The organism is Leifsonia araucanica (assembly GCF_051161895.1).
Classification (GTDB): domain Bacteria; phylum Actinomycetota; class Actinomycetes; order Actinomycetales; family Microbacteriaceae; genus Leifsonia.
The window spans coordinates 3,826,579-3,847,913 of record NZ_JBMBTW010000002.1 but is presented as its reverse complement, the minus strand read 5'-3'; the positions used below and the strand labels follow the sequence as shown (position 1 = coordinate 3,847,913).

Annotated in this window: 18 protein-coding genes; 7 read left to right on the top strand and 11 right to left on the bottom strand. The window is 69.9% G+C overall.

The genetic code is table 11. From position 1 onward, the window contains the following. Positions 1-8 precede the first annotated feature (8 nt). The 6 genes from secA to mtrA form a co-directional block, all read right to left on the bottom strand. Entirely contained in the window at positions 9-2,816 is a 2,808-nt protein-coding gene (secA, locus tag ACN6M5_RS18420) for a preprotein translocase subunit SecA (RefSeq protein ID WP_434952106.1), read from the bottom strand. 239 nt (positions 2,817-3,055) lie between these two features. Then, complete coding sequence (gene hpf, locus ACN6M5_RS18415; RefSeq protein WP_434952104.1) at positions 3,056-3,760, bottom strand: ribosome hibernation-promoting factor, HPF/YfiA family; 705 nt, start codon at positions 3,758-3,760, stop codon at positions 3,056-3,058. A 149-nt stretch (positions 3,761-3,909) separates the two neighbouring features. Further along, positions 3,910-4,620 (bottom strand): ComF family protein, encoded by a 711-nt coding sequence (locus tag ACN6M5_RS18410; RefSeq protein WP_434952102.1) that lies wholly within the window; start codon positions 4,618-4,620, stop codon positions 3,910-3,912. A 117-nt stretch (positions 4,621-4,737) separates the two neighbouring features. Next, the gene (locus tag ACN6M5_RS18405) at positions 4,738-6,438 is read right to left on the bottom strand and encodes an LpqB family beta-propeller domain-containing protein (RefSeq protein ID WP_434952100.1); all 1,701 of its coding nucleotides are present in this window, start codon (positions 6,436-6,438) and stop codon (positions 4,738-4,740) included. Beyond that, positions 6,435-8,069, bottom strand: coding sequence for an MtrAB system histidine kinase MtrB (gene mtrB, locus ACN6M5_RS18400; protein ID WP_434952098.1), 1,635 nt, complete (start codon positions 8,067-8,069; stop codon positions 6,435-6,437). The genes ACN6M5_RS18405 and mtrB overlap by 4 nt, the downstream gene beginning before the upstream one ends. A gap of 37 nt (positions 8,070-8,106) precedes the next feature. Beyond that, positions 8,107-8,790, bottom strand: a complete 684-nt coding sequence (mtrA, locus tag ACN6M5_RS18395) for an MtrAB system response regulator MtrA (RefSeq protein WP_085371325.1) — start codon at positions 8,788-8,790, stop codon at positions 8,107-8,109. A gap of 201 nt (positions 8,791-8,991) precedes the next feature. Here mtrA and ACN6M5_RS18390 point away from each other — a divergent pair, with 201 nt between their 5' ends. Genes ACN6M5_RS18390 through ACN6M5_RS18370 form a run of 5 tightly spaced genes read left to right on the top strand, consistent with a single transcriptional unit; the run spans position 8,992 to position 14,744 of the window. Further along, a complete protein-coding gene (locus ACN6M5_RS18390; RefSeq protein ID WP_434952096.1) occupies positions 8,992-10,410 on the top strand; it encodes a hypothetical protein in 1,419 nt (472 codons plus the stop codon). Next, positions 10,407-11,093, top strand: coding sequence for a DUF4129 domain-containing protein (locus tag ACN6M5_RS18385; RefSeq protein WP_434952094.1), 687 nt, complete (start codon positions 10,407-10,409; stop codon positions 11,091-11,093). The genes ACN6M5_RS18390 and ACN6M5_RS18385 overlap by 4 nt, the downstream gene beginning before the upstream one ends. Further along, a complete protein-coding gene (locus tag ACN6M5_RS18380; RefSeq protein WP_434952092.1) occupies positions 11,090-12,400 on the top strand; it encodes a DUF4350 domain-containing protein in 1,311 nt (436 codons plus the stop codon). The genes ACN6M5_RS18385 and ACN6M5_RS18380 overlap by 4 nt, the downstream gene beginning before the upstream one ends. After that, positions 12,397-13,404, top strand: coding sequence for an AAA family ATPase (locus ACN6M5_RS18375; protein WP_168688895.1), 1,008 nt, complete (start codon positions 12,397-12,399; stop codon positions 13,402-13,404). Before ACN6M5_RS18380 ends, ACN6M5_RS18375 begins: the two co-directional genes overlap by 4 nt. 8 nt (positions 13,405-13,412) lie before the next feature. Then, complete coding sequence (locus tag ACN6M5_RS18370; protein ID WP_434952090.1) at positions 13,413-14,744, top strand: DUF58 domain-containing protein; 1,332 nt, start codon at positions 13,413-13,415, stop codon at positions 14,742-14,744. Between the two features lie 15 nt (positions 14,745-14,759). Here ACN6M5_RS18370 and ACN6M5_RS18365 read toward each other — a convergent pair whose 3' ends face one another. Next, positions 14,760-15,755: a stage II sporulation protein M gene (locus ACN6M5_RS18365; RefSeq protein ID WP_085371329.1), complete on the bottom strand. Its 996-nt coding sequence runs from the start codon at positions 15,753-15,755 to the stop codon at positions 14,760-14,762. A 17-nt stretch (positions 15,756-15,772) separates the two neighbouring features. On the opposite strand from ACN6M5_RS18365, the gene ACN6M5_RS18360 reads away from it, so the two are divergent. Beyond that, complete coding sequence (locus tag ACN6M5_RS18360) at positions 15,773-16,612, top strand: RDD family protein (protein WP_085371330.1); 840 nt, start codon at positions 15,773-15,775, stop codon at positions 16,610-16,612. A 7-nt stretch (positions 16,613-16,619) separates the two neighbouring features. Further along, positions 16,620-17,531: a cyclase family protein gene (locus ACN6M5_RS18355; protein ID WP_434952087.1), complete on the top strand. Its 912-nt coding sequence runs from the start codon at positions 16,620-16,622 to the stop codon at positions 17,529-17,531. A gap of 30 nt (positions 17,532-17,561) precedes the next feature. Here the strand turns inward: ACN6M5_RS18355 and ACN6M5_RS18350 are convergent, their stop codons facing one another. Genes ACN6M5_RS18350 through ACN6M5_RS18335 form a run of 4 tightly spaced genes read right to left on the bottom strand, consistent with a single transcriptional unit; the run spans position 17,562 to position 21,317 of the window. After that, positions 17,562-18,113 (bottom strand): GNAT family N-acetyltransferase, encoded by a 552-nt coding sequence (locus ACN6M5_RS18350; RefSeq protein ID WP_085371332.1) that lies wholly within the window; start codon positions 18,111-18,113, stop codon positions 17,562-17,564. Beyond that, positions 18,113-19,603, bottom strand: a complete 1,491-nt coding sequence (ahcY, locus tag ACN6M5_RS18345) for an adenosylhomocysteinase (protein WP_434952085.1) — start codon at positions 19,601-19,603, stop codon at positions 18,113-18,115. Before ahcY ends, ACN6M5_RS18350 begins: the two co-directional genes overlap by 1 nt. A 59-nt stretch (positions 19,604-19,662) precedes the next feature. Beyond that, complete coding sequence (locus ACN6M5_RS18340) at positions 19,663-21,099, bottom strand: phosphomannomutase/phosphoglucomutase (protein WP_434952083.1); 1,437 nt, start codon at positions 21,097-21,099, stop codon at positions 19,663-19,665. Continuing rightward, positions 21,096-21,317: a DUF3499 family protein gene (locus ACN6M5_RS18335; protein ID WP_085371335.1), complete on the bottom strand. Its 222-nt coding sequence runs from the start codon at positions 21,315-21,317 to the stop codon at positions 21,096-21,098. The genes ACN6M5_RS18340 and ACN6M5_RS18335 overlap by 4 nt, the downstream gene beginning before the upstream one ends. Between the last annotated feature and the right edge of the window lie 18 nt (positions 21,318-21,335).

The window sequence follows — 21,335 nt, the reverse complement described above, 5'->3', positions numbered from 1 at the left end:
GGAGCGGGTCAGCGCTTCTTGCCCTGGGCGCGGCGCTCTGCGCGGTTGGCGGGAGCGGCGTCGTCGCTGTCGGAGACGCGCTGGCCGAAGGCTCCGCGCTGGGTGCCGCCCTGGGCGGGCGGCGCGGATGCCTCGTTCGCCTGCTGCTGCGCGCGCTGGGCGCGGGCGGTGGCGCTCTGCTCGATCTGGCCGCGCTGGTTGCGGACCTCGACGCCGCCGGCGTCGCTCGGAGCCGAGTAGCTGAGCGGGGCGCCGTCGTCGCCGCGGCCGAGGCCCTTGGCGGCCACGCTCGGCGCCTCGACCTCGCCGGGAGCCTCGTTGACCTCCACCTCCAGGTTGAACAGGAAGCCGACCGTCTCCTCGCGGATCGAGCCCATCATCTGCTGGAACATCGCGTAGCCCTCGCGCTGGTACTCGACCAGAGGGTCGCGCTGGGCCATCGCGCGCAGGCCGATGCCGTCCTTCAGGTAGTCCATCTCGTAGAGGTGGTCGCGCCAGCGGCGGTCGATCACCGAGAGGACGACGCGGCGCTCCAGTTCGCGCATCGCGGGCGAACCGAGCGACTCCTCGCGCTTCTTGTAGGCGATCCGTGCATCCGACAGGATCTCGCGGCGCATGAAGTCGCGGTTGATCTTGCCCTTGTTGCCCGCCTCGGTGATGACCTCGTCGATCGTCACGCCCACCGGGTAGAGCGTCTTCAGCTCGGCCCACAGGGCGTCGAAGTCCCAGTCGTCGCCGTTGCCTTCGCCCGTGTGCTGGTCGAGGATGTCGTCGATCACCTCGGTGAGGAACTGCTGCGTGCGCTCGTGCAGGTCGTCGCCCTCGAGGATGTGACGGCGGTCGCCGTAGATCGCCTCGCGCTGGCGGTTGAGGACGTCGTCGTACTTGAGGACGTTCTTGCGGATCTCCGCGTTGCGGGCCTCCACCTGCGACTGGGCGCTGCGGATGGCCCTGCTGACCACCTTCGACTCGATGGCGAGGTCGTCGGGGACGTTTCCCCTGCCCATCAGCGACTCGGCTGCTCCCGCGTTGAACAGGCGCATCAGGTCGTCGGTCAGCGACAGGTAGAAGCGGCTCTCGCCCGGGTCGCCCTGGCGGCCGGAACGACCGCGCAGCTGGTTGTCGATGCGGCGCGACTCGTGGCGCTCCGTGCCGAGCACGTAGAGCCCGCCCGCCGCGACGACCTTGTCCGCCTCGGTCTGGACCTTCTCCTTGACGGAGTTGAAGACCTCATCCCACGCAGCCTCGTACTCCTCCGGGGTGTCGACGGGCGACAGGCCGCGGGCGTTCATCTCGGCGACGGCGATGAACTCGGCGTTGCCGCCGAGCATGATGTCGGTTCCACGACCGGCCATGTTGGTGGCGACGGTGACGGCGCCGAGGCGTCCGGCCTGCGCGACGATCGCGGCCTCACGGGCGTGGTTCTTGGCGTTGAGCACCTCGTGCCGCACGCCCTTCTTGGCGAGCAGGCGGGAGAGGTATTCGCTCTTCTCGACGCTGGTCGTTCCGACGAGGACAGGCTGGCCCTTCTCGTGACGCTCCGCGATGTCTTCGACCACCTGGGCGAACTTCGCCTGCTCGTTCTTGTAGACGAGGTCGGACTGGTCGATGCGCTGCATCGGCTTGTTCGTCGGGATGGGGACGACGCCGAGCTTGTACGTGCTCATGAACTCGGCGGCCTCCGTCTCGGCCGTTCCGGTCATGCCGGACAGCTTCTTGTAGAGGCGGAAGTAGTTCTGCAGGGTGACCGTGGCGAGGGTCTGGTTCTCGGCCTTGACCTCGACACCCTCCTTCGCCTCGATGGCCTGGTGGATGCCCTCGTTGTATCGGCGACCCATCAGGATGCGGCCGGTGTGCTCGTCGACGATCAGCACCTCGCCGTTCATCACGACGTAGTCCTTGTCGCGCTTGAACAGGGCGTTCGCCTTGATCGCGTTGTTGAGGAAGGAGATGAGGGGCGTGTTGGCCGACTCGTAGAGGTTGTCGATGCCGAGGTAGTCCTCGACCTTCTCGATGCCCGGTTCGAGCACGCCGACGGTGCGCTTCTTCTCGTCGATCTCGAAGTCGACCTCCGGCTCGAGACGCTTGGCGAGGTTGGCGAACTCGTTGAACCAGCGGTTCGCCTCACCGGAGGACGGACCGGAGATGATCAGCGGGGTGCGGGCCTCGTCGATGAGGATGGAGTCGACCTCGTCGACGATCGCGAAGAAGTGGCCGCGCTGGACCATGTCGCTCGCCTGCCACGCCATGTTGTCGCGCAGGTAGTCGAAGCCGAACTCGTTGTTGGTGCCGTACGTGATGTCTGCCGCGTACTGCTCGCGGCGCTCCTCCGGCGTCTGGCCGGCTAGGATCACGCCGGTGCTCATGCCGAGCGCGCGGAACACGCGGCCCATCAGCTCGGACTGGTAGCTGGCGAGGTAGTCGTTGACCGTGATGACGTGCACGCCGCGGCTGGCGATCGCGTTGAGGTACGCGGCCGTCGTGGCGACGAGGGTCTTGCCCTCACCGGTCTTCATCTCGGCGATGTTGCCGAGGTGCAGGGCGGCGCCGCCCATGATCTGCACGTCGAAGTGACGCATCCCGAGGGTGCGCTTCGCGGCCTCGCGCACCGCGGCGAAGGCCTCGGGCAGCAGGTCGTCGAGAGACTCGCCGTTGCTGTATCGCTCCCGCAGTTCGACGGTCTCGTGCATGAGCTCTTCGTCGGTGAGTTCGCTGAAGTCGTCCTCGAGCGCGTTCACCGCTTTGGCGTACGCCTCCAGGCGACGGAGGGTACGGCCCTCGCCGACTCGGAGGACCCTTTCCAATACTGAGGCCACGTATGCACTCCACTTTGTTTGTTCAGGCTGATGTCGCCTGTCGCCCAGTCGGGCGCACGTCGAACCGCCGGCCGTGGCCGACGCTAGACATATCGTACTTGTTTCGCCGTTGGGTTCGGCGGGTAGTTCCTGTGAGGGCGCTCCGGAAAGCGGGGCGCCGATGGTGACGGCCGCCTGGGCCGCCACCATCGGCGCTGTTCCGGTGTCACAAAGCCGGTGTCGCTGAGACCGGATGCCGGTCAGCCTCCGAGCTTGCGGCTCGCGGTCGCGACCTCCTGCAGTTCCTCCGCCTCGTCGTCCAGGGCGATCACGCCGTAGTCCCAGCCCTTGCGGCGGTAGACGACGCTCGGGCGCTGGTTCTCCTGGTCGATGAAGAGGTAGAAATCGTGGCCGACGAGCTCCATGTAGTACAGAGCGTCGTCGACGGTCATGGGGACGGAGGCGAACACCTTCTTGCGGATGACGACGGGGCTGTAGTCGTCGTCCGCCTCCTCCGCTCCTTCCGCATCATCGGAGACGACGGGAACGCTGCCCGTCCTCACCTGATCGAGTACTGCCACCGGGGCCGCTGCGAGTCCGACGGCGCTGAAGCCGTCCGTGCTCGCCTCTCGGAGCGACGTCGGCCTGTGCTGGCCGCGATGCACCTTGCGACGGTCCTTCGCCCTGCGCACCCGTTCCAGGAGCTTTCCGAGGGCGATGTCGAACGCCGCGTACTTGTCGGTCCCGGTCGCTTCCGACCTCACGACGGCCTTGGGGCCGACGAGTGTCAGTTCGACGCGATCATCGCCGTTCTGGGTGCCGACCTTCTCGTTGTGACGACTGACCTTGATCTCGAAAGAGATCGCGCGTTCGGCGAGGTGCGAGACCTTTTCCGCCTTCTCAGTCGCGTATTCACGGAAACGATCGGTGATTCCCAGGTTGCGTCCGATGATGTTGATGTCCATGGAGACCTCCCTGTTCCGGCGTGCCGTCCGCCCGGATCACGAAGGGCGGGTCATCCACACCTTTTCGACCACCGTAGTGCCGTCCGCCTCGGAAGTGAACAGGTAGAAGTGCTCTATCTGCCGAAGGTTTCCCGAGCGGTCCCCGTGCGTCAGGACAACCGCGGCGTGCCCCCTCGCAGCGGCGTCCGCGCGACTGCTACGGCGGCGACGATCCTGCCTCCGGCAGCGGCGACGGCGCGTGCCGCCTCCCGCACGGTGGAACCCGTGGTGACGATGTCGTCGACGATCAGGCAGTCCCTCCCCCGCAGCCGCGGGGACGCGGCGAGGCTGCCCTCCCGGTTGCCTGCACGCTGGCGGGCGGTGAGGCCGACCTGATCGTGGGTCTGCCTGGTGAGCCGCAGCGCGCGCCACAACGGGGGCGACAGGATGCGCGACCGGCGCAGGAGCATCGCCGTCGGATGGTATCCCCTGCGGCGGAAGGCGGCGCGGGTCGACGGGATGACGACGGGGAGGACGGCGCGCCGCGCATCAGGGCGGAGACGCACGGGAGGCGCATCCGGTCGCAGCTGAGGAAGGGCTGCCATGATGGCCGCCCGCAAAGCTCCGGCGAGCACGGGCGCCGCGTCGGTTCGCCCTCCGTCTTTGAAGGCGAGCAGCACGCGCCTGGTCACGCCGTCGTAGTCGAGCGCTGCGAACAGCGGAGGGTCGAAGGCGTCCGGCGCGATCGGTCCTGGCCGCATGGTGCGCGTGCAGTTCGCGCAGACGGCGCGGTCTGGGCGGCCGCAGCCGCTGCAGCGCACGGGGAGCAGCACGGCGGCCGCGTCGAGGAGGGAGTCTCGGATCAGGGTCGTTGGTGTCATGGTTCGAGCATCCCGTGCGGGAGGTCGCGGCGGACCGGGCGGTGGGAATCGGTGGAGAACGCGCCAAACTACCTGGCCTGTGGAGAGAACAGCTGCGCCGCTCTCAGCGCAGCAGGGTCACGGCTGGCCGAGCTGTACCGCGACGGCGCCGACCTTGTCGGTCTGCGCCTGCCAGCCTGTGCCCGTCGGGGCTTGCAGCGAGCCGTCGGAGGTGAGCACCAGGTAGCGGGCGAGGCCGCCTGCTCCGACGATCGTCATGCCTGCTCCCGGGCCCGCGGCCGTGGTGGAGGTGCCGCCGATGGTCTGCTCGGAGATCGACGTCGCGTCGCCGCTCAGGTCGCTGAGCACGGCGACGGTCAGCTCGCCGGTCCAGGCCACGGAACGCGGGGTCCCCTGGCCAACGGCCAGCTCGATCGGCTCGGTGAGGGCTGTCGGCACCCCGGCCTCGCCGCGGACGACGCCCGCAGCGACCAGGAGCGTCTGCGCGCCGTTCGTGAGCAGCGCGACCACGCGCGTTCCGTCGCGGGACACCGCGAGCGACTCGATCGCGGACGCAGACGGCCACGCGGTCTTCACCGGATGCGCCTGCCCGTCCTGACTGTACGCCTGCAGCGCGCCCGGGCTGCCCTGCGGCACGGACCAGACCCAGCCGCTCGTGTCGATGGCGGGTGCGATCAGGCCGGCGCGCGCATCCACTTTGGCGGGCTCAGCGCTCTTGCGCACGACGTAGGCCGCGCCGTGGGACAGCACGGCCGCCTCATCCCGTGCCGCGTTCAGGGCGACGGCGGTGGGCTGCAGGGCGACGATCTTGTCGCTGATCCCGCTCAGCTCGGTGACGCTCGACCCGCTCAGCAGGCCGAAGGTGTTCTGGCGGTAGACGATGGGGTGGGAGTCGACGGGCGGGTCCTGGGTGGGCGCGTTGGCGTCGCTGATCGGCGGGATCTGCTGCAGGTTGCCCTCGATCGAGATCTCGACGCTCTGCGCGAGGCTGCCGAGGCTCTGCTCGAGTTCGAGCTGCATCCGTTGCAGGGCGAGCGTGTCCGCCTGCCCGGCCTCCGAGCTCAGGTCGACCCTGGCGACCCCTCCCGAGGTCGTCACAGACGGGAGAGCCAGCTGTGTCCCCTGCGGGAAGGCGCTGGTCACGGCACCGTTCAGCCACTTGGCCGGCCCGGCCAGGATGGCGCTCGCGACCCGCGTGGCCGCGGTGGCGACGCGGGCGGGGAACCAGCGCGCATCCGGCACCAGATAGGCGTAGTCGGGGCTGAAGAAGTAGACGGGCTGCTGGGAGTAGACGGACCGGAACGTCGGGTCGTCGATGATCACGCCGTTCGGGGCCACGGCGATGCGCCACTCGCCGTCCTGCTTCTCGAGCTCGTAGCGGAGGCCGACCGGCGCCGTGCTCGACACCGGATGGTACGCACCGACGCTGTCGACGTTGGCGACCGGGTTCACCTGGACGCTCCACTGGTTGCCGTCGTGGTCGAACGACCGGTTGCGGCCGTCGTCGACCGTCACCGACTCGTCCGGGTTCCACTTGGCCGACATCGATCTGGTGAGGTACTTCCTGGCGATGTCGAAGTTGTTCTTCGGGCTGGACGCTGCGTCGATGAAGCCCTGGACGATCCGCTCCTGGGTCGCGCCCTTCTCCGGTGGAGACGGGTTGAAGTCGAGGTCGAGCGGGTCGTTGACCTGCGCAACCGGACCGCCCTGGCGTACCGGCCCCGAACTCGGGATGCTCGCGCACGCGGCGAGCACGCAGAGCACGACGGCGGCGACCACACCGGCGACGGTGCGGCGCAACGGGCTGTGGAGTCTCATGCTGTCGCCCCTCTGTCCGTCAGCTCCTGCGTCCCCGCCCGCGCACCGGCCACCCCGGTGGCTCCGGCGTCGACCGGCGGAAGCGGCAGCGGAGACGACGCGATCTCCTTGCCTGGCACGCGCGGCAGGGTCAGCCGGAAGCAGGAGCCTGCCCCAGGAGCGGACCAGACCTGCAGCCAGCCGGAGTGCAGCGTCGCGTCCTCCAGCGAGATCGCGAGTCCCAGCCCGGTGCCGCCGATGGTGCGCTTGCGCGACGGGTCGGCCCGCCAGAACCGGTCGAACACGTGGTTGACCTCCTGCTGGCTCATCCCGATCCCGTAGTCCCGGACGGTCAGCGCGACGGCGCTCTCGTTGCTGTCGACGGTCACGACCACCGGCTTGCCGTCGCCGTGCTCGATGGCGTTGCCGATCAGGTTGCGCACGACGCGGCGGATGCGCCTCGGGTCCATGCCGACGTCGAAGTAGCCGCCCGGCGCATCCAGTCGCAGCTCGGAGCCGTTCTGCTCGGCCAGGGTGCGCAGCTCGTCGACCACGTCGTCGGCGAGGCGCACCAGGTTGGTGGGCTCCGGGTCGAGGGCGACGGAGCCCGCGTCGTACCTGCTGATCTCGAGCAGGTCGGACAGCAGCCGGTCGAACCGCTCGATCTGGGTGTGCAGCAGCTCGGCGGTGCGCTCCGTCGCTGGAGGGAACGACTCGCGCTGGTCGTAGATCACGTCGCCGGCCAACCGGATGGTCGTGAGCGGCGTGCGCAGTTCGTGCGACACGTCCGAGACGAACCGCTGCTGCAGCTGCGAGAGCGTCGCCAGCTGGTTGATCTGGCTCTGCAGGCTGTCCGCCATCCCATTGAACGAGCGCGCCAGCGACGCGAACACGTCCTCGCCGTGCTCCGGGATGCGCACGGCCAGGTCTCCGGCGGCCAGGCGCTCGCTGGTCTCCGCCGCCACCCGGATCGGCTGGACGGCGAACCGGACGATCACCCAGGTGATCGCACCGATGAGCAGGATGAGCGCGAACCCGGCGAGCAGGAGGGTGCCCTGCACGAACAGCAGGGTGTTCTCCGAGTCGCGCAGGTTGTATCCGATGTAGAGCTCGTAGTGCCCGTAGCTCGGCAGGGTGAGCTGGGTGCCGACGACGATGCCGGGATCGGTGGTCCCGTTCCCCGCCGGCAGCGCGACGGACTGGTAGAACTGCTTGGTCCCGCCGTTCTGCACCTGGGCGCGCAGCTCGCTGGAGATCACGCCGTTCAGTCCGGGGCTGGACCGGTCGGGCGGCGCTGGCACGGACACATCCTGCCCTGGCACGCGGTAGGCGGCGATGAGCCTGCTCGACGTGGCGCCCTGCACGGTCTGCAGCGTGGAGTTGAGCAGATTCTTCCCCGTGTCGGACGCGGAGACATCCGAGGCGTTCAGTGTCGTCTGGGCGGACGTGGTCGCCCTGCTGGAGTCACGGAGCGCCTGGTCGAGCCGCGACTGGTAGAGGTCGTTGCTGATGCTGAGCGCCATGTAGATGCCCGTGATCAGGATGGCGATGCCGGTCAGCAGCAGCGTGATGGCGACCGTGCGGACCTGCAGCGAGCGCCGCCACACGCCGACGAGCTGCGAGGGAAGCTGCCTCCACCATCGCCCGTCCATCCACCTGTACCGCATCCGGGACGCCGCTTCCGGCGTGCTACGTGACGGCGCCGGCGCGGTAGCCGACCCCGCGCACGGTCATGACGATCTTGGGGTTGTCCGGGTCCTGCTCCACCTTGGCGCGCAGGCGCTGGACGTGCACGTTCACGAGGCGGGTGTCCGCTTTGTAGTGGTATCCCCAGACCTGTTCGAGGAGCATCTCGCGGGTGAACACCTGCTGCGGCTTGGAGGCCAGGGCGAGCAGGAGGTCGAACTCGAGCGGAGTCAGGTTGATGCGGGTGTCGCCGCGCTTGACCTCGTGGCCTGCCACGTCGACGAGGAGGTCGCCGATCCGCAACTGCTCGGCGGCGGGCACCGTGGATGCCGGACGCAGCCGGGTCTTGATGCGCGCGACGAGCTCTTTCGGGTTGAACGGCTTGACCATGTAGTCGTCCGCGCCGGACTCGAGGCCTTTGACCACATCCGCAGTGTCCGACTTGGCGGTCAGCATGATCACGGGCGTGCCGGACTCCGCCCGGATGCGGCTGCACACCTCGATGCCGTCCAGTCCGGGCAGCATGAGGTCGAGGAGCACCAGGTCGGGCTTCGAGGAGCGGAACGTGTCGACGGCGAGCGCGCCGTCCTCACAGAAGACGGGGTCGAATCCCTCGGTGCGCAGCACGATGCCGATCATCTCGGCGAGGGCGGTGTCGTCGTCGACCACCAGGATGCGACTGTTCATTTCCGAAGTTTCCCACAACCATTCTCGGGCGGCCGGAGACCACTGAGGTCCCGATGACTGCTGAAGTCTCCGTGCCAGCGTAGTCGACACTCCTGCGCCACCCGTGAAAGCCTGCCGAACGTGCCCTGTGGGTGGGGCAGTGCTCCCGCCCCGGATGTGCCAGCATGGGAGCGGACTACGCACGGGAAAGAGGGGCACCGCGTGACCGACGAGCAGAACTGGCAGGCACCGGGGTCGCAGGCAGGCGATGGAGCAGGGGCGAGCGCGGGCAACGAGTCCCCCGTCCCTCCCGCGCCGCAGTACGGGGAGTACGCCCCGGGATACGGCCAGCAGCAGCCCGGATACGGCCAGCAGCAGCCCGGTTATGGCCAGCAGCAGCCCGGCGCAGGCTTTCCGCAGCAGCCCGGCTTCACCCAGTACGGCCAGCCCGGCGCAGGCTTCCCGCAGCAGCCCGGCTGGACTCCCCCGCCGAAGCCCGGCCTCATCCCGCTTCGGCCACTGAGTTTCGGCACGCTCATCGGCGCTCCGTTCCAGACGCTGCGGCGCAACCCGAAGATCACCGTCGGCGCGGCGCTGCTGCTGAGGGGCATCCCCTCGATCATCGCGAGCGTGCTCATCTTCTCCGGCATCTACCTGCTGATGGACAGGGCGATCAACGCGACCGCCGACGACCGCAGCGCCCTGATGGCGGGGGCGGTCGGGGGCACGATCGTGCTCGGCCTTCTGTCCGCCGTGATCGACGGCATCTCCAACGCGCTGCTCCAGGGCGTGATCGTCGGCGAGGTCGCCAGGGGGACGGTCGGCGAGAAGCTGACCTTCCGCGGGGTCTGGCGGCTGGTGCGCGGGCGCGTGGGCGCCCTGATCGCCTGGACCTTCCTGTTCGGCCTCGCCTGGTTCCTCTCCGCCGCGCTGGTCGCCGTCATCGCCGCCGTGCTGTTCGCCCTCGGGCCCGCCGGGGTGGTCGGCGGCGTGCTCGTGCTCATCTTCGGGTTCCTCGGCCTGATCGTCCTCGCCATCTGGCTGAACACCAAGCTCGTGCTCGTGCCGAGCGCCATCGTGCTCGAACGCCTCCCGATCCGCCGTGCGATGGCGCGTTCGTGGGGGCTGACCACCGGCTACTTCTGGAAGACCTTCGGCACGGTCGCCCTCATCGCCGTGATCGTCTACGCCGTCGCTCAGATCATCTCGATCCCGTTCGGCCTGCTCGGCGGCATCGTCGGAGGCGTCTTCGCGCCGACGTCGCTGTCCTCGCCGGATGCGTCCAGTTTCAGTCAGGTGCTGGCCGGGCAGCTCGGCGTCAACCTGCTGGCCAGCGTGGTCGGAGCGATCGTCGGGGCGATCATGGCCGTGGTGCAGACCTCCGTCGTCGCACTCATCTACATCGACCTCCGGATGCGCAAGGAGGGCCTGGACCTGCAGCTGGTGCGGTTCGTGGAGGCGCGCCAGACCGGGCAGGACGCCCCCGACCCGTACCTGTCCGCACCGGTCTTCACGCAGCAGCCGCCGTATCCGCCCGCCCCCGGTCAGTACCCGCCTGCGCCGGGCTCGTACCCGCCCGGCGGCTCGTACCCGCCCGGCGGCTCATACCCGCCGCCTCCGCCTCCCCCGCCCGCCGCATGACGGGCGCCGTCCTCTCTCTGCTGCGCGCCGACATCCCTGTCGACCCGAGCTCACCGGATGCTCGGCGCTGGATCGGCGACGAACTCGCGAAACCCGAGTATCAGACCGCGAAGCCGACCTGGTTCGACCTCGCCTCCAAAGCCGTGCAGGACTGGATCGCCTCGCTCTTCCAGGGTCCGGGCGGCGACGCCGGCCCCGTGCTCCTGCTCGCCGTCGTGCTGGTGATCGCCGGGCTGATCGTCGCAGCGTTCTTCATCTTCGGCCGCCCCCGCGTGAACAGGAGGACGGCGGACGGCCGCCGCTCGCTGTTCGGCGACGACGACATCCGCACCGCAGCGCAGTTGCGGCACTCCGCGGCGTCGGCCGCAGCCGCAGGCGACTGGGTGGTGGCGATCGAGGAGCAGTTCCGGTCCATCGCGCAGAGCCTGGACGAACGCACGATCGTCACCGTGAGCCCCGGCACGACGGCGACCGAGTTCGCGCACAGAGCGGCGAATGCCGTCCCTGCCGAACGCGAACGACTGCTCGACGCCGCACGCGCGTTCGACGAGGTCCGCTACCTCGGGCGTCCCGGCACCGAGGCGCGCTACCAGCAGCTCGTCGCGCTCGACCAGCGCCTGCAGGAGGCACGCCCGCAGCTGTTCGGACAGCAGCCCGTCGCGCAGGGCGGTGGCGTCCGGTGACGGAGCAGACGCTCGACCGCGAACGCACCCCGGAGACAGCGCCAGGCGCAGCACCGGATGCGGCCCCGGCAGGCGCGCAGGACGCTGCGGCGATCTCGCCCGGGCTCCGGCAGGTCGGGAGGAAGAGCATCCCGTGGATCGTGCTCGCGGTGATCGCGATCGTCGTCGCGTTCCTCGGCGCACTGCTCACCGGCGGTCAGTCGTCGGCCGGTATCCCGCTGGACGCGGCCAACGCCGGTCCCGTCGGCGGGAAGGCGGTCGCGCAGGTGCTGCGCGGCCAGGGTGTCGACGTGCGCACGGCGAGCACGCTGAGCCAGGTGCAGGATGTGGCCACCGACGACACGACCGTGCTCGTCTTCGACCAGGGCGGGAACCTCGACGGGGACGGCTACGACCGTCTGACCGCCATCGCCAGCACCATCGTCGTGGTCGAGCCGGACTTCGCCGCGCTGAACAGGTTCGCGCCGCACGTGACGGCAGCGGGCACACCCTCCGCGAAAGGCCCCGTCGCCGCCGGCTGCGCCGTGCCGGCCGCCGTCCGGGCGGAGCGCATCGACCCTCGCTCCACCGACAACACCGCGGACGCGGGCGTCGCGGGCACCTTCCGCGTGGACGGCGGGGATGCGGTCGGCTGCTTCCGCACGAACAGCGGGCAGTACGCCTTCGTGAAGACCACGTCCGACGGCCGCACGATCTACCTGGTCGGCTCGGCCGGCGTCCTGATAAACGACGGGGTCGACCGCGCGGGTAACGCCGCACTCGCCCTCGGCGTGCTCGGCGGCCACCGCACGCTCGTCTGGTATCTGCCGACGATGCTCGACCGGCCGGTCACCGGCGCTCCGGACATCGGGGCGCTCACACCCGGCTGGGTGACGCCGGTGGTGATCCTGCTCGTGCTCGTGTTCATCGCCGCAGCGTTCTGGCGGGGACGCCGCTTCGGCCCACTGGTGGTCGAGAACCTGCCCGTGGTGGTGCGCGCCGGCGAGACCCGGGAGGGCCGCGCCAGGCTCTATCAGCGATCGTCGGCCCGCCTGAGGGCGGCGGACGCGCTGCGGATCGGCGCCATCGGGCGGCTGGCTACGCTCACCGGGCTGCCCCGCGCCGCGACGGCCGCCGAGATCGCGGACGCGGTCGCCGCGGTGACCGGCCGCGACAGGGCGGCCATCCACGCGATCCTGATCGACACGGTGCCGCGCACGGACGCCGAGCTGATCGCCCTCTCAGACGACCTCGCGACGCTCGAACGAGCGACCGCGGCAGCAGTCACCCCCGCCGAGACGGGGCCGACCGGAAGAATGGATGCATGACCGACGTCACGACCGGATCGAGCGCAGCGCCCATCCACAGCCAGGACCACGACTCCACCGCTCTCCGCCACGCGCTCGCCCGCGTGCGCACGGAGGTCGGCAAGGCCGTCGTCGGTCAGGACGGGGCCGTCACCGGCCTCATCATCGCGCTGCTGGCCCGCGGCCACGTGCTGCTGGAGGGTGTGCCCGGCGTGGCGAAGACGCTGCTGGTGCGCTCGCTCAGCGAGGCGCTCAGCCTCGACACCAAGCGCATCCAGTTCACGCCGGACCTGATGCCGGGCGACGTGACGGGCTCGCTCGTCTACGACGGTCGCACCGGCGGCTTCGAGTTCCGCGAGGGCCCGGTCTTCACGAACATCCTGCTCGCCGACGAGATCAACAGGACGCCCCCGAAGACGCAGTCCGCCCTGCTCGAGGCGATGGAGGAGCGCCAGGTCAGCGTCGACGGCGTCAGCCGTCAGCTGCCGGACCCGTTCATCGTCGCCGCGACGCAGAACCCGATCGAGTACGAGGGCACGTACGCGCTTCCCGAGGCCCAGCTCGACCGCTTCCTGCTCAAGCTGACCCTGGATGTGCCCCCGCGCGACACCGAGGTCGAGGTGCTGCGCCGTCACGCGGCCGGGTTCAACCCCCGCGACCTCGCCGCCGCGGGCGTCACGCCTGCGCTCAGCGCCGCAGAGCTGCACGCGGCCAGGGCTGCCGCAGCATCCGTCGGCGCGACCGGCGACGTGCTCGCGTACATCGTCGACCTGGCCCGCGCCACCCGCACCAGCCCCTCCGTGAAGCTCGGAGTGAGCCCGCGCGGCACCACGGCGCTGCTCGCCGCGTCGAAGGCGTGGGCGTGGCTCTCCGGCTACGACTCGATCACCCCGGACCACGTGCAGGCGATGCTGCTGCCGGTCTGGCGGCACAGGGTCCAGCTGCGCCCGGAGGCGGAGCTGGAGGGTGTCGGAGTGGATGCGATCCTGCGCTCGATCGTGCAGCAGGTCCAGGTTCCGATCTAGGCAGTGACGTGACCGTATCCGGACGTTTCGTCGCCCTGCTCGCGCTCGGGGTGATCCCCGTCGTGCTGCTCGGCTGGACGGAGGCGACGTCGTACCTCGCGCTCGGCTGCTGGCTGCTGCTCTGCGTCGTGCTCGGCGTGCTCGACCTGATGCTCGCCGGTTCTCCGCGGCGCGTGGTGCTCGAACGGGTGCTGCCGTCGCGCGTGCGGCTGGGCACCGAGGCGACGAGCGAACTGCTCGTGACCAACACCGGCCGCCGGGCCATCCGCGGCACCGTCCGGGATGCGTGGGAGCCGTCCGCCGGCATCGACAGGTCGCGCACCAGGGTGGCCGTCCCCGCCGGGGAGCGCAGGCGCATCACCGCGACGCTGACCCCGTGGCGGAGGGGAGAGCGCCACGTGACGCAGGTGAGCATCCGGTCGTGGGGGCCGCTGCACCTGTGGGCGCGGCAGGCGACGCTGAGCGCGCCTGGACGCATCCGGGTGCTGCCGCCGTTCACCGCGCGCAAGCACCTGCCGTCGCGGCTGGCACGCTTGCGCGAGCTGGACGGCGTGACCAGCGTGATGCTGCGCGGGCAAGGCACCGAGTTCGACTCCCTGCGCGAGTACGTGCGCGGCGACGACGTTCGCTCGATCGACTGGAGGGCGACGGCACGCCGCCACGATCCCAACAGCGGACGCGGTGCCCGCGTGATGGTGCGCACCTGGCGTCCGGAACGGGACAGGCGCGTGGTCATCGTGATCGACACGGCTCGCACGTCCGCCGCCAGGATCGGCGACGAGCCGCGCATCGACACGGCGTTCGAGGCGTCGCTGCTGCTCGCAGCGCTCGCCACCCGCGCGGGCGACCGCGTCGACCTGATCGCATACGACAGGGCTGTGCGCGGCCGGGTGCAGGGCGCCAGTGGGCCCGAGCTGCTGTCCAGGATGGTGGATGCGATGGCCGGCATCGAACCTGCACTGATCGAGATGGACTGGTCGGCGGTGCCTGCTCAGGTGTCCGCGGTCACCAGCCAGCGGTCGCTCGTCGTGCTGCTGACCTCCGTGGAGGCGCCCGGCGCATCCCGGGGACTGCTGTCGGTGCTTCCGCAGCTCACGAACAAGCACATCGTCGTCGTCGCCTCCGTCACCGATCCCGAGACCATCGAGGCGACGGGGATGCGGAGGAACAGGGACGAGGTCTACCGCGCTGCCGCGGCGGAGCGTTCGCTGCTCGACGTGAGCAGGGTGACCGCCGCCATCCAGCGGCTCGGCGCCGACGTGGTGACGGGCTCGCCCGAGGAGCTGCCGCCCGCGCTCAGCGACGTCTACCTGTCGCTGAAAGCCGCCGGGCGCCTCTGAGGTCAGCGGGCAGCGTCAGCCCGCGACGACGCGGCGGGAACCGGACTCGTACTCGGTCAGGTCGCCCGTCTCGCCGAGACGGACAGCGCGCCGGCCGAGAACGAGCATGTACGCGAGGAACGCGGCGAGCGCGAGCGCCCCGATCGCGATCTTCGCCCAGACCGGCAGCGCGGACGGCGTGACGAAGCCCTCGATCAGGCCGGACACGAACAGGGAGATGGCGCAGCCGACCGCCACGGTGAACAGTGCGCGCCCGTCCTCGGCGAGCGCCTGCGCACGCGTGCGGGCGCCAGGCGCGATCCAGGCCCAGAAGATGCGCAGCCCCGCGGCCGCAGCGACGAAGACGCTGGTGAGCTCGAGCATCCCGTGCGGGAGGATGTAGGAGAACATGACGTCTCCCCGCCCGTAGGCGAACATGACCCCGGCGGCCGTCCCGACACCGATGGCGTTCTGCAGGAGCACGAACGGCACGTAGACGCCGGTGATGCCGAACGCGATGCACTGCGCCGCGATCCACGCGTTGTTCGTCCAGACCTGGCCGGAGAATGACGCGGCCGGGTTGTTGGAGTAGTAGTCGATGAAGTCGTGCTCGACGTAGCGGCGCAACTGGGCGTCCGTGCCGAAGTTGCGGAGCACCTCCGGGTTGCCGGTGATCCAGACCGCGTACAGCGTCGCGACCACCACCGTGGCGAGAGCGACGGCCAGCACCACCCACCGGATGCGGTACAGCGCAGCGGGCAGCTGATAGACGAAGAACCTGGGCAGCATCGAGAACAGGTTCGCGCCGGCCCCGGTGAACTTCAGCCGTGCGGAAGCGAGCGCGAGGGAGAGCCTGTCGCCCGTCGCCGTCGACCCCGCGATGGTCTTGATGGCCGACAGATCGGACGCCCCGGACTGGTACAGGTCGATGAGCTCGTCGGCTTCCTTGCCGTCGAGGCGGCGTCGTTTCGCCAGCTGGGCGAGCCTGTCCCAGTCGGCGCTGCGCGCTGCCGTGTATGCGTCGAGATCCATCTGCTTGAATGATAGCCATGACGGCACCTGCCCAGGCACTGCAGACGTCGGGCGAACGCGAACTCGTCACCGGCGAAGCCGTCGCGCTCGACGTCAAACCGGCCAGCTACATCCTGCGCGCAGCGGGAACGGTGATCGACTGGCTCACCTACCTGCTGGTGATGTTCGGCTGCCTGATGCTGCTCGTCGCCACCGGGAGCGGGCTGGATGCGGCGGCCGGCAGGGCGCTCGTCGTCCTCATCCTGGTGTTCGGGATGGTGGTGCTGCCGACCACGGTCGAACTCGCGACGAAGGGCAAGTCGCTCGGCAAGCTCGCGGTCGGCGCGCGCATCGTCCGCGACGACGGCGGTGCGATCGGCTTCCGGCACGCGTTCATCCGGGCCCTCGTCGGCGTGCTGGAGATCTTCATGACCTTCGGCGGCGTCGCCGCACTCACCGGACTCCTCAATGCCCGCTCGAAGCGCCTCGGCGACCTCCTGGCCGGCACGTACAGCCAGTACGAGCGCGCGCCGAAGGCGACGCCCCTCCCCCTCTATCTCGCGCCGCACCTGACCGGCTGGGCGGCGACGGCCGACGTGGCGAAGCTGCCGGACAGGCTCTCCCGCCGCATCGCCCAGTTCGTGCGTCAGGCGCCGCAGCTCACCCCCGCGGCGCGGGCCGGGCTGAGCGGTGAGCTCGCCGCTGAGGCGTCCGCGTACGTGTCGCCGATCCCGCCCGTCGATGCAGAGACGTTCCTGGTGGCCGTCGCCCTGCTGCGCCGCCAGCGCGACGCCGCCGGCCTCGAGCTGGAGCAGGAGCGCCTGCAGCGCCTGGAGCCGGTGCTCGACGGCCTCCCCCACGCCTTCCCCGATCGCTAGGAGACCTGTGACCGAGTACCGCGCCCACTTCGACGCCACCGTGACGTTCGTCAACGGAGGCAGCCTGCAGACGAACGGCTTCCGGCTCGACCTGCCGGACGCATCCCTGTCGGAGGAGCAGATCGCCGAACTGTTCGTGCGGCACCTCGGGCTCGCGCTGGTCGGCGACGTCCGGCTGGACGGGCTCTCGATCGTCGAGGAGCAGCACAGGGGCAGCAGAGGGATCAGCCCGGAGCAGGCCAGGGTGCCGGAGGCCGGGCGTCCCCGCGTTGTCGACCTCAGCCACCGCATCCGGGCCGGGCTCGTCACGTATCCGGGGCTCCCCGCCCCCACGATCACCCCGCACCTCACCCGCGAGGACTCCGTGGCGAAGTACGCACCGGGCACGCAGTTCGCGATGGACATCATCACGATGATCGGCAACACGGGCACATATCTCGACAGCCCGTACCACCGCTACGCGGACGGCGGAGACCTGGCCTCCCTCGACCTGTCCACCCTCGTCGGGCTGCGCGCAGAGGTGTTCCACCTCACCGACCTCGGGACGCGCGGCATCCCGGCCACGGTCTTCCACGACAGGGAGCTCGCGGGCTCGGCGGTGCTGCTGCACACCGGGTGGGATGCGCACTTCGGCCGTCCGGAGTATGCGACGGGCGCGCCATACCTCACGGAGGCGGGCGCGCAGCACCTCGTGGATGCGGGGGTCGCCCTCGTCGGCATCGACTCGCTCAACATCGACGACACCGAGGGCGGAGGAGAGCGGCCGGCACACACCCTGCTGCTCGCCGCGGGCATCCACGTGGTCGAGCACCTGACCAACCTGGGCTCCGTCCCGGCCCGCGGCGCACGCTTCACCGCCGCGCCGCCCGCCGTGGAGGGGTTCGGGACGTTCCCCGTGCGGGCGTACGCGGAGGTTTAGCGGCCCGCGGCCGTCAGTGACCCGGGCGCGTCAGTCGTGCAGGATGCGCTGGAACAGCACGTGGTCCTGCCAGCGGCCCGCGATCTTGAGGTAGTTCGGGGCCACCCCGATGCGCTCGAAGCCGGAGCGGGTGAGCACGGACTGCGACGCCTGGTTGTGCAGCAGCGTCGCGGCCTGGATGCGGTGCAGGCCGTATTCGTCGCGCGCCGCCGCGATGATCGCGGCGAGCGCCGTAGAGGCGAGACCCTGCTTGGTGTGCGCGCGATCGAGCCAGTATCCGATCATCGCGCTCTCGAAGGCGCCACGGACGATGCTGCTCAGGTCGAACCCGCCGGCGACGGCGTCCCCGTCCATGATGAGCAGCGGGATGGCCGTGCCCGCCTCGTAGAGGGCGAGCAGCTCGGTGGTGCGCTTGAGCTGGCCGGCCTCGGTGAAGAACTCCTCGGTGCGCGTGGGCTCCCACGGCGCGAGGTGTCCGCGGTTGGCGACGTATGCTGCCGCGAGCGCCGGGGCGTCCTCCGGCCTGCGCACGCGCAGGATGAGGCCGCCCGGCAGCTCGCGGTCGGTGAAGGTGGGTGTCATCAGTATCGGTAGTGGTCGACCTTGTACGGGCCGTCGACGCTGACGCCGATGTATGCGGCCTGCTCGGGGGTGAGCGTCGTCAGCTCGACGCCGAGCGCATCCAGGTGGAGGCGGGCGACCTTCTCGTCGAGGTGCTTGGGCAGCACGTAGACGCCGATCGGGTAGTTCTCCGTCGACACGTACAGTTCGAGCTGCGCGAGCACCTGGTTGGTGAACGAGTTGCTCATCACGAAGCTCGGGTGGCCCGTGGCGTTTCCGAGGTTCATCAGGCGGCCCTCGGAGAGCACCAGGACGCTGCGTCCGCTCGGCAGGCGCCACTCGTGCACCTGCGGCTTGATCTCGATCTTCTCCGCGCCTTCCAGCGCTTCGAGGCCCGCCATGTCGATCTCGTTGTCGAAGTGACCGACGTTCGCCACGATGGCCTGGTGCTTCATGGCCAGGATGTGGTCGAGGGTGATGACGTTGAGGTTGCCCGTGCCGGAGATGAAGATGTCGACCTGGTCGACGACCGACTCGATGCGGGCCACCTGGTAGCCGTCCATCGCCGCCTGCAGCGCGTTGATCGGATCCACCTCGCTGACGATCACGCGGGCCCCCTGGCCGCGCAGCGCCTCCGCTGCGCCCTTGCCGACGTCTCCGTAGCCGGCGACGAACGCGACCTTGCCGCCGATCAGCACGTCGGTGGCACGGTTCAGGCCATCCGGCAGCGAGTGGCGGATGCCGTACTTGTTGTCGAACTTGCTCTTGGTGACCGAGTCGTTGACGTTGATGGCCGGGAACAGCAGCTGGCCGTCGCGGGCGAGCTCGTAGAGGCGGTGGACGCCGGTGGTGGTCTCCTCCGTGACGCCGAGGATGTCCGCGGCGACGCGGGTCCAGCGGTCGGAGGACTCCGCGAGGGATGCGCGCAACGCCGCCAGGATCACGCGGTACTCGTGGCTGTCGCCCTGGGCGTCGTGCGGGACGGCGCCGGCGAGCTCGAACTCGCGGCCCTTGTGCACGAGGAGGGTGGCGTCGCCTCCGTCGTCGAGGATCAGGTTCGGGCCGGTCCAGTCCGCCCCGGCGGCTTCCGCTTCCGCCGTCCAGTCGAAGATCTGCTGGGTGCACCACCAGTACTCTTCGAGGGTCTCGCCCTTCCAGGCGAACACGGGAACGCCGGCCGGCGCATCCACAGTGCCGTTCGGGCCGACCGCGATGGCGGCCGCCGCGTCGTCCTGGGTGGAGAAGATGTTGCAGCTCGCCCAGCGCACCTGGGCGCCGAGCGCGACGAGCGTCTCGATCAGCACGGCGGTCTGCACGGTCATGTGGAGCGAGCCTGCGATGCGCGCGCCGGCAAGAGGCTGCGAAGCGCCGAACTCCTCGCGGAGCGACATGAGACCGGGCATCTCGTTCTCGGCCAGACGGATCTGGTGACGTCCCGCTTCTGCGAGGGAGAGGTCTGCGACCTTGAACGGAAGAGTGGAGGTGGATTCAGCGACGGTGGTTGTGGCCATTGCCCCATTGTCGCATCCGGTGCCCGACTCTCACAGTCGTGTGTCGCGCCGGCTCTCCGTCAGGCGCGGATGAGCGCCAGCACCTCGTCCCGGATGCGCTGCATCGTCGCCAGGTCCGCCGCCTCGACGTTGAGTCGCAGCAGCGGCTCGGTGTTCGACGGGCGCACCGAGAACCACCAGAACGGCTCGTCTCCCCCGACGAAGCCGGTGACGGTCAGACCGTCGAGCTCGTCGAACTCTGCACGACCGGTGAAGGCCTCCACCACGCGCGTGAACGCGGCGGGAACGTCGTCGACCGTCGAGTTGATCTCGCCGGACATCGGGTACGGCGTGAACCGGGCGGACAGCTCGGACAGCGGGCTGTCCTGGCCGCCGAACTCGGCGAGCAGGTGCATGGCCGCGAGCATCCCGTTGTCTGCGCTCCAGAAGTCACGGAAGTAGTAGTGCGCCGAGTGCTCCCCGCCGAAGACGGCGCCGGATTCGCGCATCGCGTCCTTGATGAGGGTGTGGCCGACGCGGGTGCGCAGCGGCGTCGCACCTGCGGCCTCGATGGTCTCCGGGACGACGTTGGAGGTGATCAGGTTGTGGATGACCGTGATGTCGGCGTCCGGGTCCTCCCGCCTGGCGCGCGCGATCTCGCGCAGCGCGACGATCGCGGCGACCGCCGACGGGGTGACGGCGTCGCCCTTCTCGTCCACGACGAAACAGCGGTCGGCGTCTCCGTCGAAGGCGAGACCGAGGTCGGCGCCGTGCTCGACCACCGCGCGCTGCAGGTCGACCAGGTTCTTCGGGTCGAGCGGGTTCGCCTCGTGGTTCGGGAAGGAGCCGTCCAGCTCGAAGTACATCGGGATGATCGTGAGCGGCAGAGCGGGAAGGCCGGCGGCCTCGCCGAGCACCGCCGGGACGGTGAGTCCGCCCATCCCGTTGCCGGCGTCGACCACGACCGTGATTGGACGGATGACGGACAGGTCGACGAGCGACCGCAGGTATGCGGCGTAGTCGGCGAGCACATCCACTTCGCGGAAGCCGCCCTGCTCGTCCACCGGGTCGACGCCGTCGTGCAGGTACACGGCAGCACGGTCGCGCACCCCGGCGAGCCCGGTGTTCATGCTGAGGCCCTGCGCTCCGGCGCGGGAGAGCTTGATGCCGTTGTACGTCGCCGGGTTGTGGCTCGCGGTGAACATGGCCGCCGCGGACGCCAGCGCTCCGGATGCGTAGTACGACTCGTCCGTGGAGCACAGCCCGATCGACACGACGTTGGCACCCCTGGCCTGCGCCCCGCGGGCGAACGCCGCGGCGAAGGTGGGCGACGAGTCGCGCATGTCGTGGCCGACGATCACGTCCTGCCCGGCAGCCCCGACCTCGTCGACGAAGCCGGCCGCGATGGCGGTGACGACCTCCTCCGTCAGGTCTTTGCCGACCAGACCGCGGATGTCATAGGTCTTGACGACGGCGTCGAGAGAGGAATTGCTGGGGACGTTGTTGTTGCTGCTCACGCCCCATAACCTACTTCACCGAACACCTCGTGCCGCATCACCTGCCAGCCCTGCGGCGCGGACAGACGCTCGGCGTGGATGGCGCACAGGTCGTACGAGTGCGGTTCGTGGCTCAGGCTCAGCGGGCCGAGAACAGCCATCGAGTCGGCGTACACGTAGGTGAGCGTGGCCACGGCATCGCGTGGACACGCCACGCGGGAACATGGACGGCTCAACATCGGGCTCAGAATACCCGA

What these genes read in the sequence shown, in the direction of transcription:
- ACN6M5_RS18385 (WP_434952094.1), top strand. Translation starts at nt 10,407, where the DNA reads ATGACGGGCGCCGTCCTCTCTCTGCTGCGCGCCGACATCCCTGTCGAC.
- mtrB (WP_434952098.1), bottom strand. Translation starts at nt 8,069, where the DNA reads ATGGACGGGCGATGGTGGAGGCAGCTTCCCTCGCAGCTCGTCGGCGTG.
- ACN6M5_RS18360 (WP_085371330.1), top strand. Translation starts at nt 15,773, where the DNA reads ATGACGGCACCTGCCCAGGCACTGCAGACGTCGGGCGAACGCGAACTC.
- mtrA (WP_085371325.1), bottom strand. Translation starts at nt 8,790, where the DNA reads ATGAACAGTCGCATCCTGGTGGTCGACGACGACACCGCCCTCGCCGAG.
- ahcY (WP_434952085.1), bottom strand. Translation starts at nt 19,603, where the DNA reads ATGGCCACAACCACCGTCGCTGAATCCACCTCCACTCTTCCGTTCAAG.
- ACN6M5_RS18365 (WP_085371329.1), bottom strand. Translation starts at nt 15,755, where the DNA reads ATGGATCTCGACGCATACACGGCAGCGCGCAGCGCCGACTGGGACAGG.
- ACN6M5_RS18350 (WP_085371332.1), bottom strand. Translation starts at nt 18,113, where the DNA reads ATGACACCCACCTTCACCGACCGCGAGCTGCCGGGCGGCCTCATCCTG.
- ACN6M5_RS18405 (WP_434952100.1), bottom strand. Translation starts at nt 6,438, where the DNA reads ATGAGACTCCACAGCCCGTTGCGCCGCACCGTCGCCGGTGTGGTCGCC.
- ACN6M5_RS18335 (WP_085371335.1), bottom strand. Translation starts at nt 21,317, where the DNA reads ATGTTGAGCCGTCCATGTTCCCGCGTGGCGTGTCCACGCGATGCCGTG.
- hpf (WP_434952104.1), bottom strand. Translation starts at nt 3,760, where the DNA reads ATGGACATCAACATCATCGGACGCAACCTGGGAATCACCGATCGTTTC.
- ACN6M5_RS18375 (WP_168688895.1), top strand. Translation starts at nt 12,397, where the DNA reads ATGACCGACGTCACGACCGGATCGAGCGCAGCGCCCATCCACAGCCAG.
- ACN6M5_RS18410 (WP_434952102.1), bottom strand. Translation starts at nt 4,620, where the DNA reads ATGACACCAACGACCCTGATCCGAGACTCCCTCCTCGACGCGGCCGCC.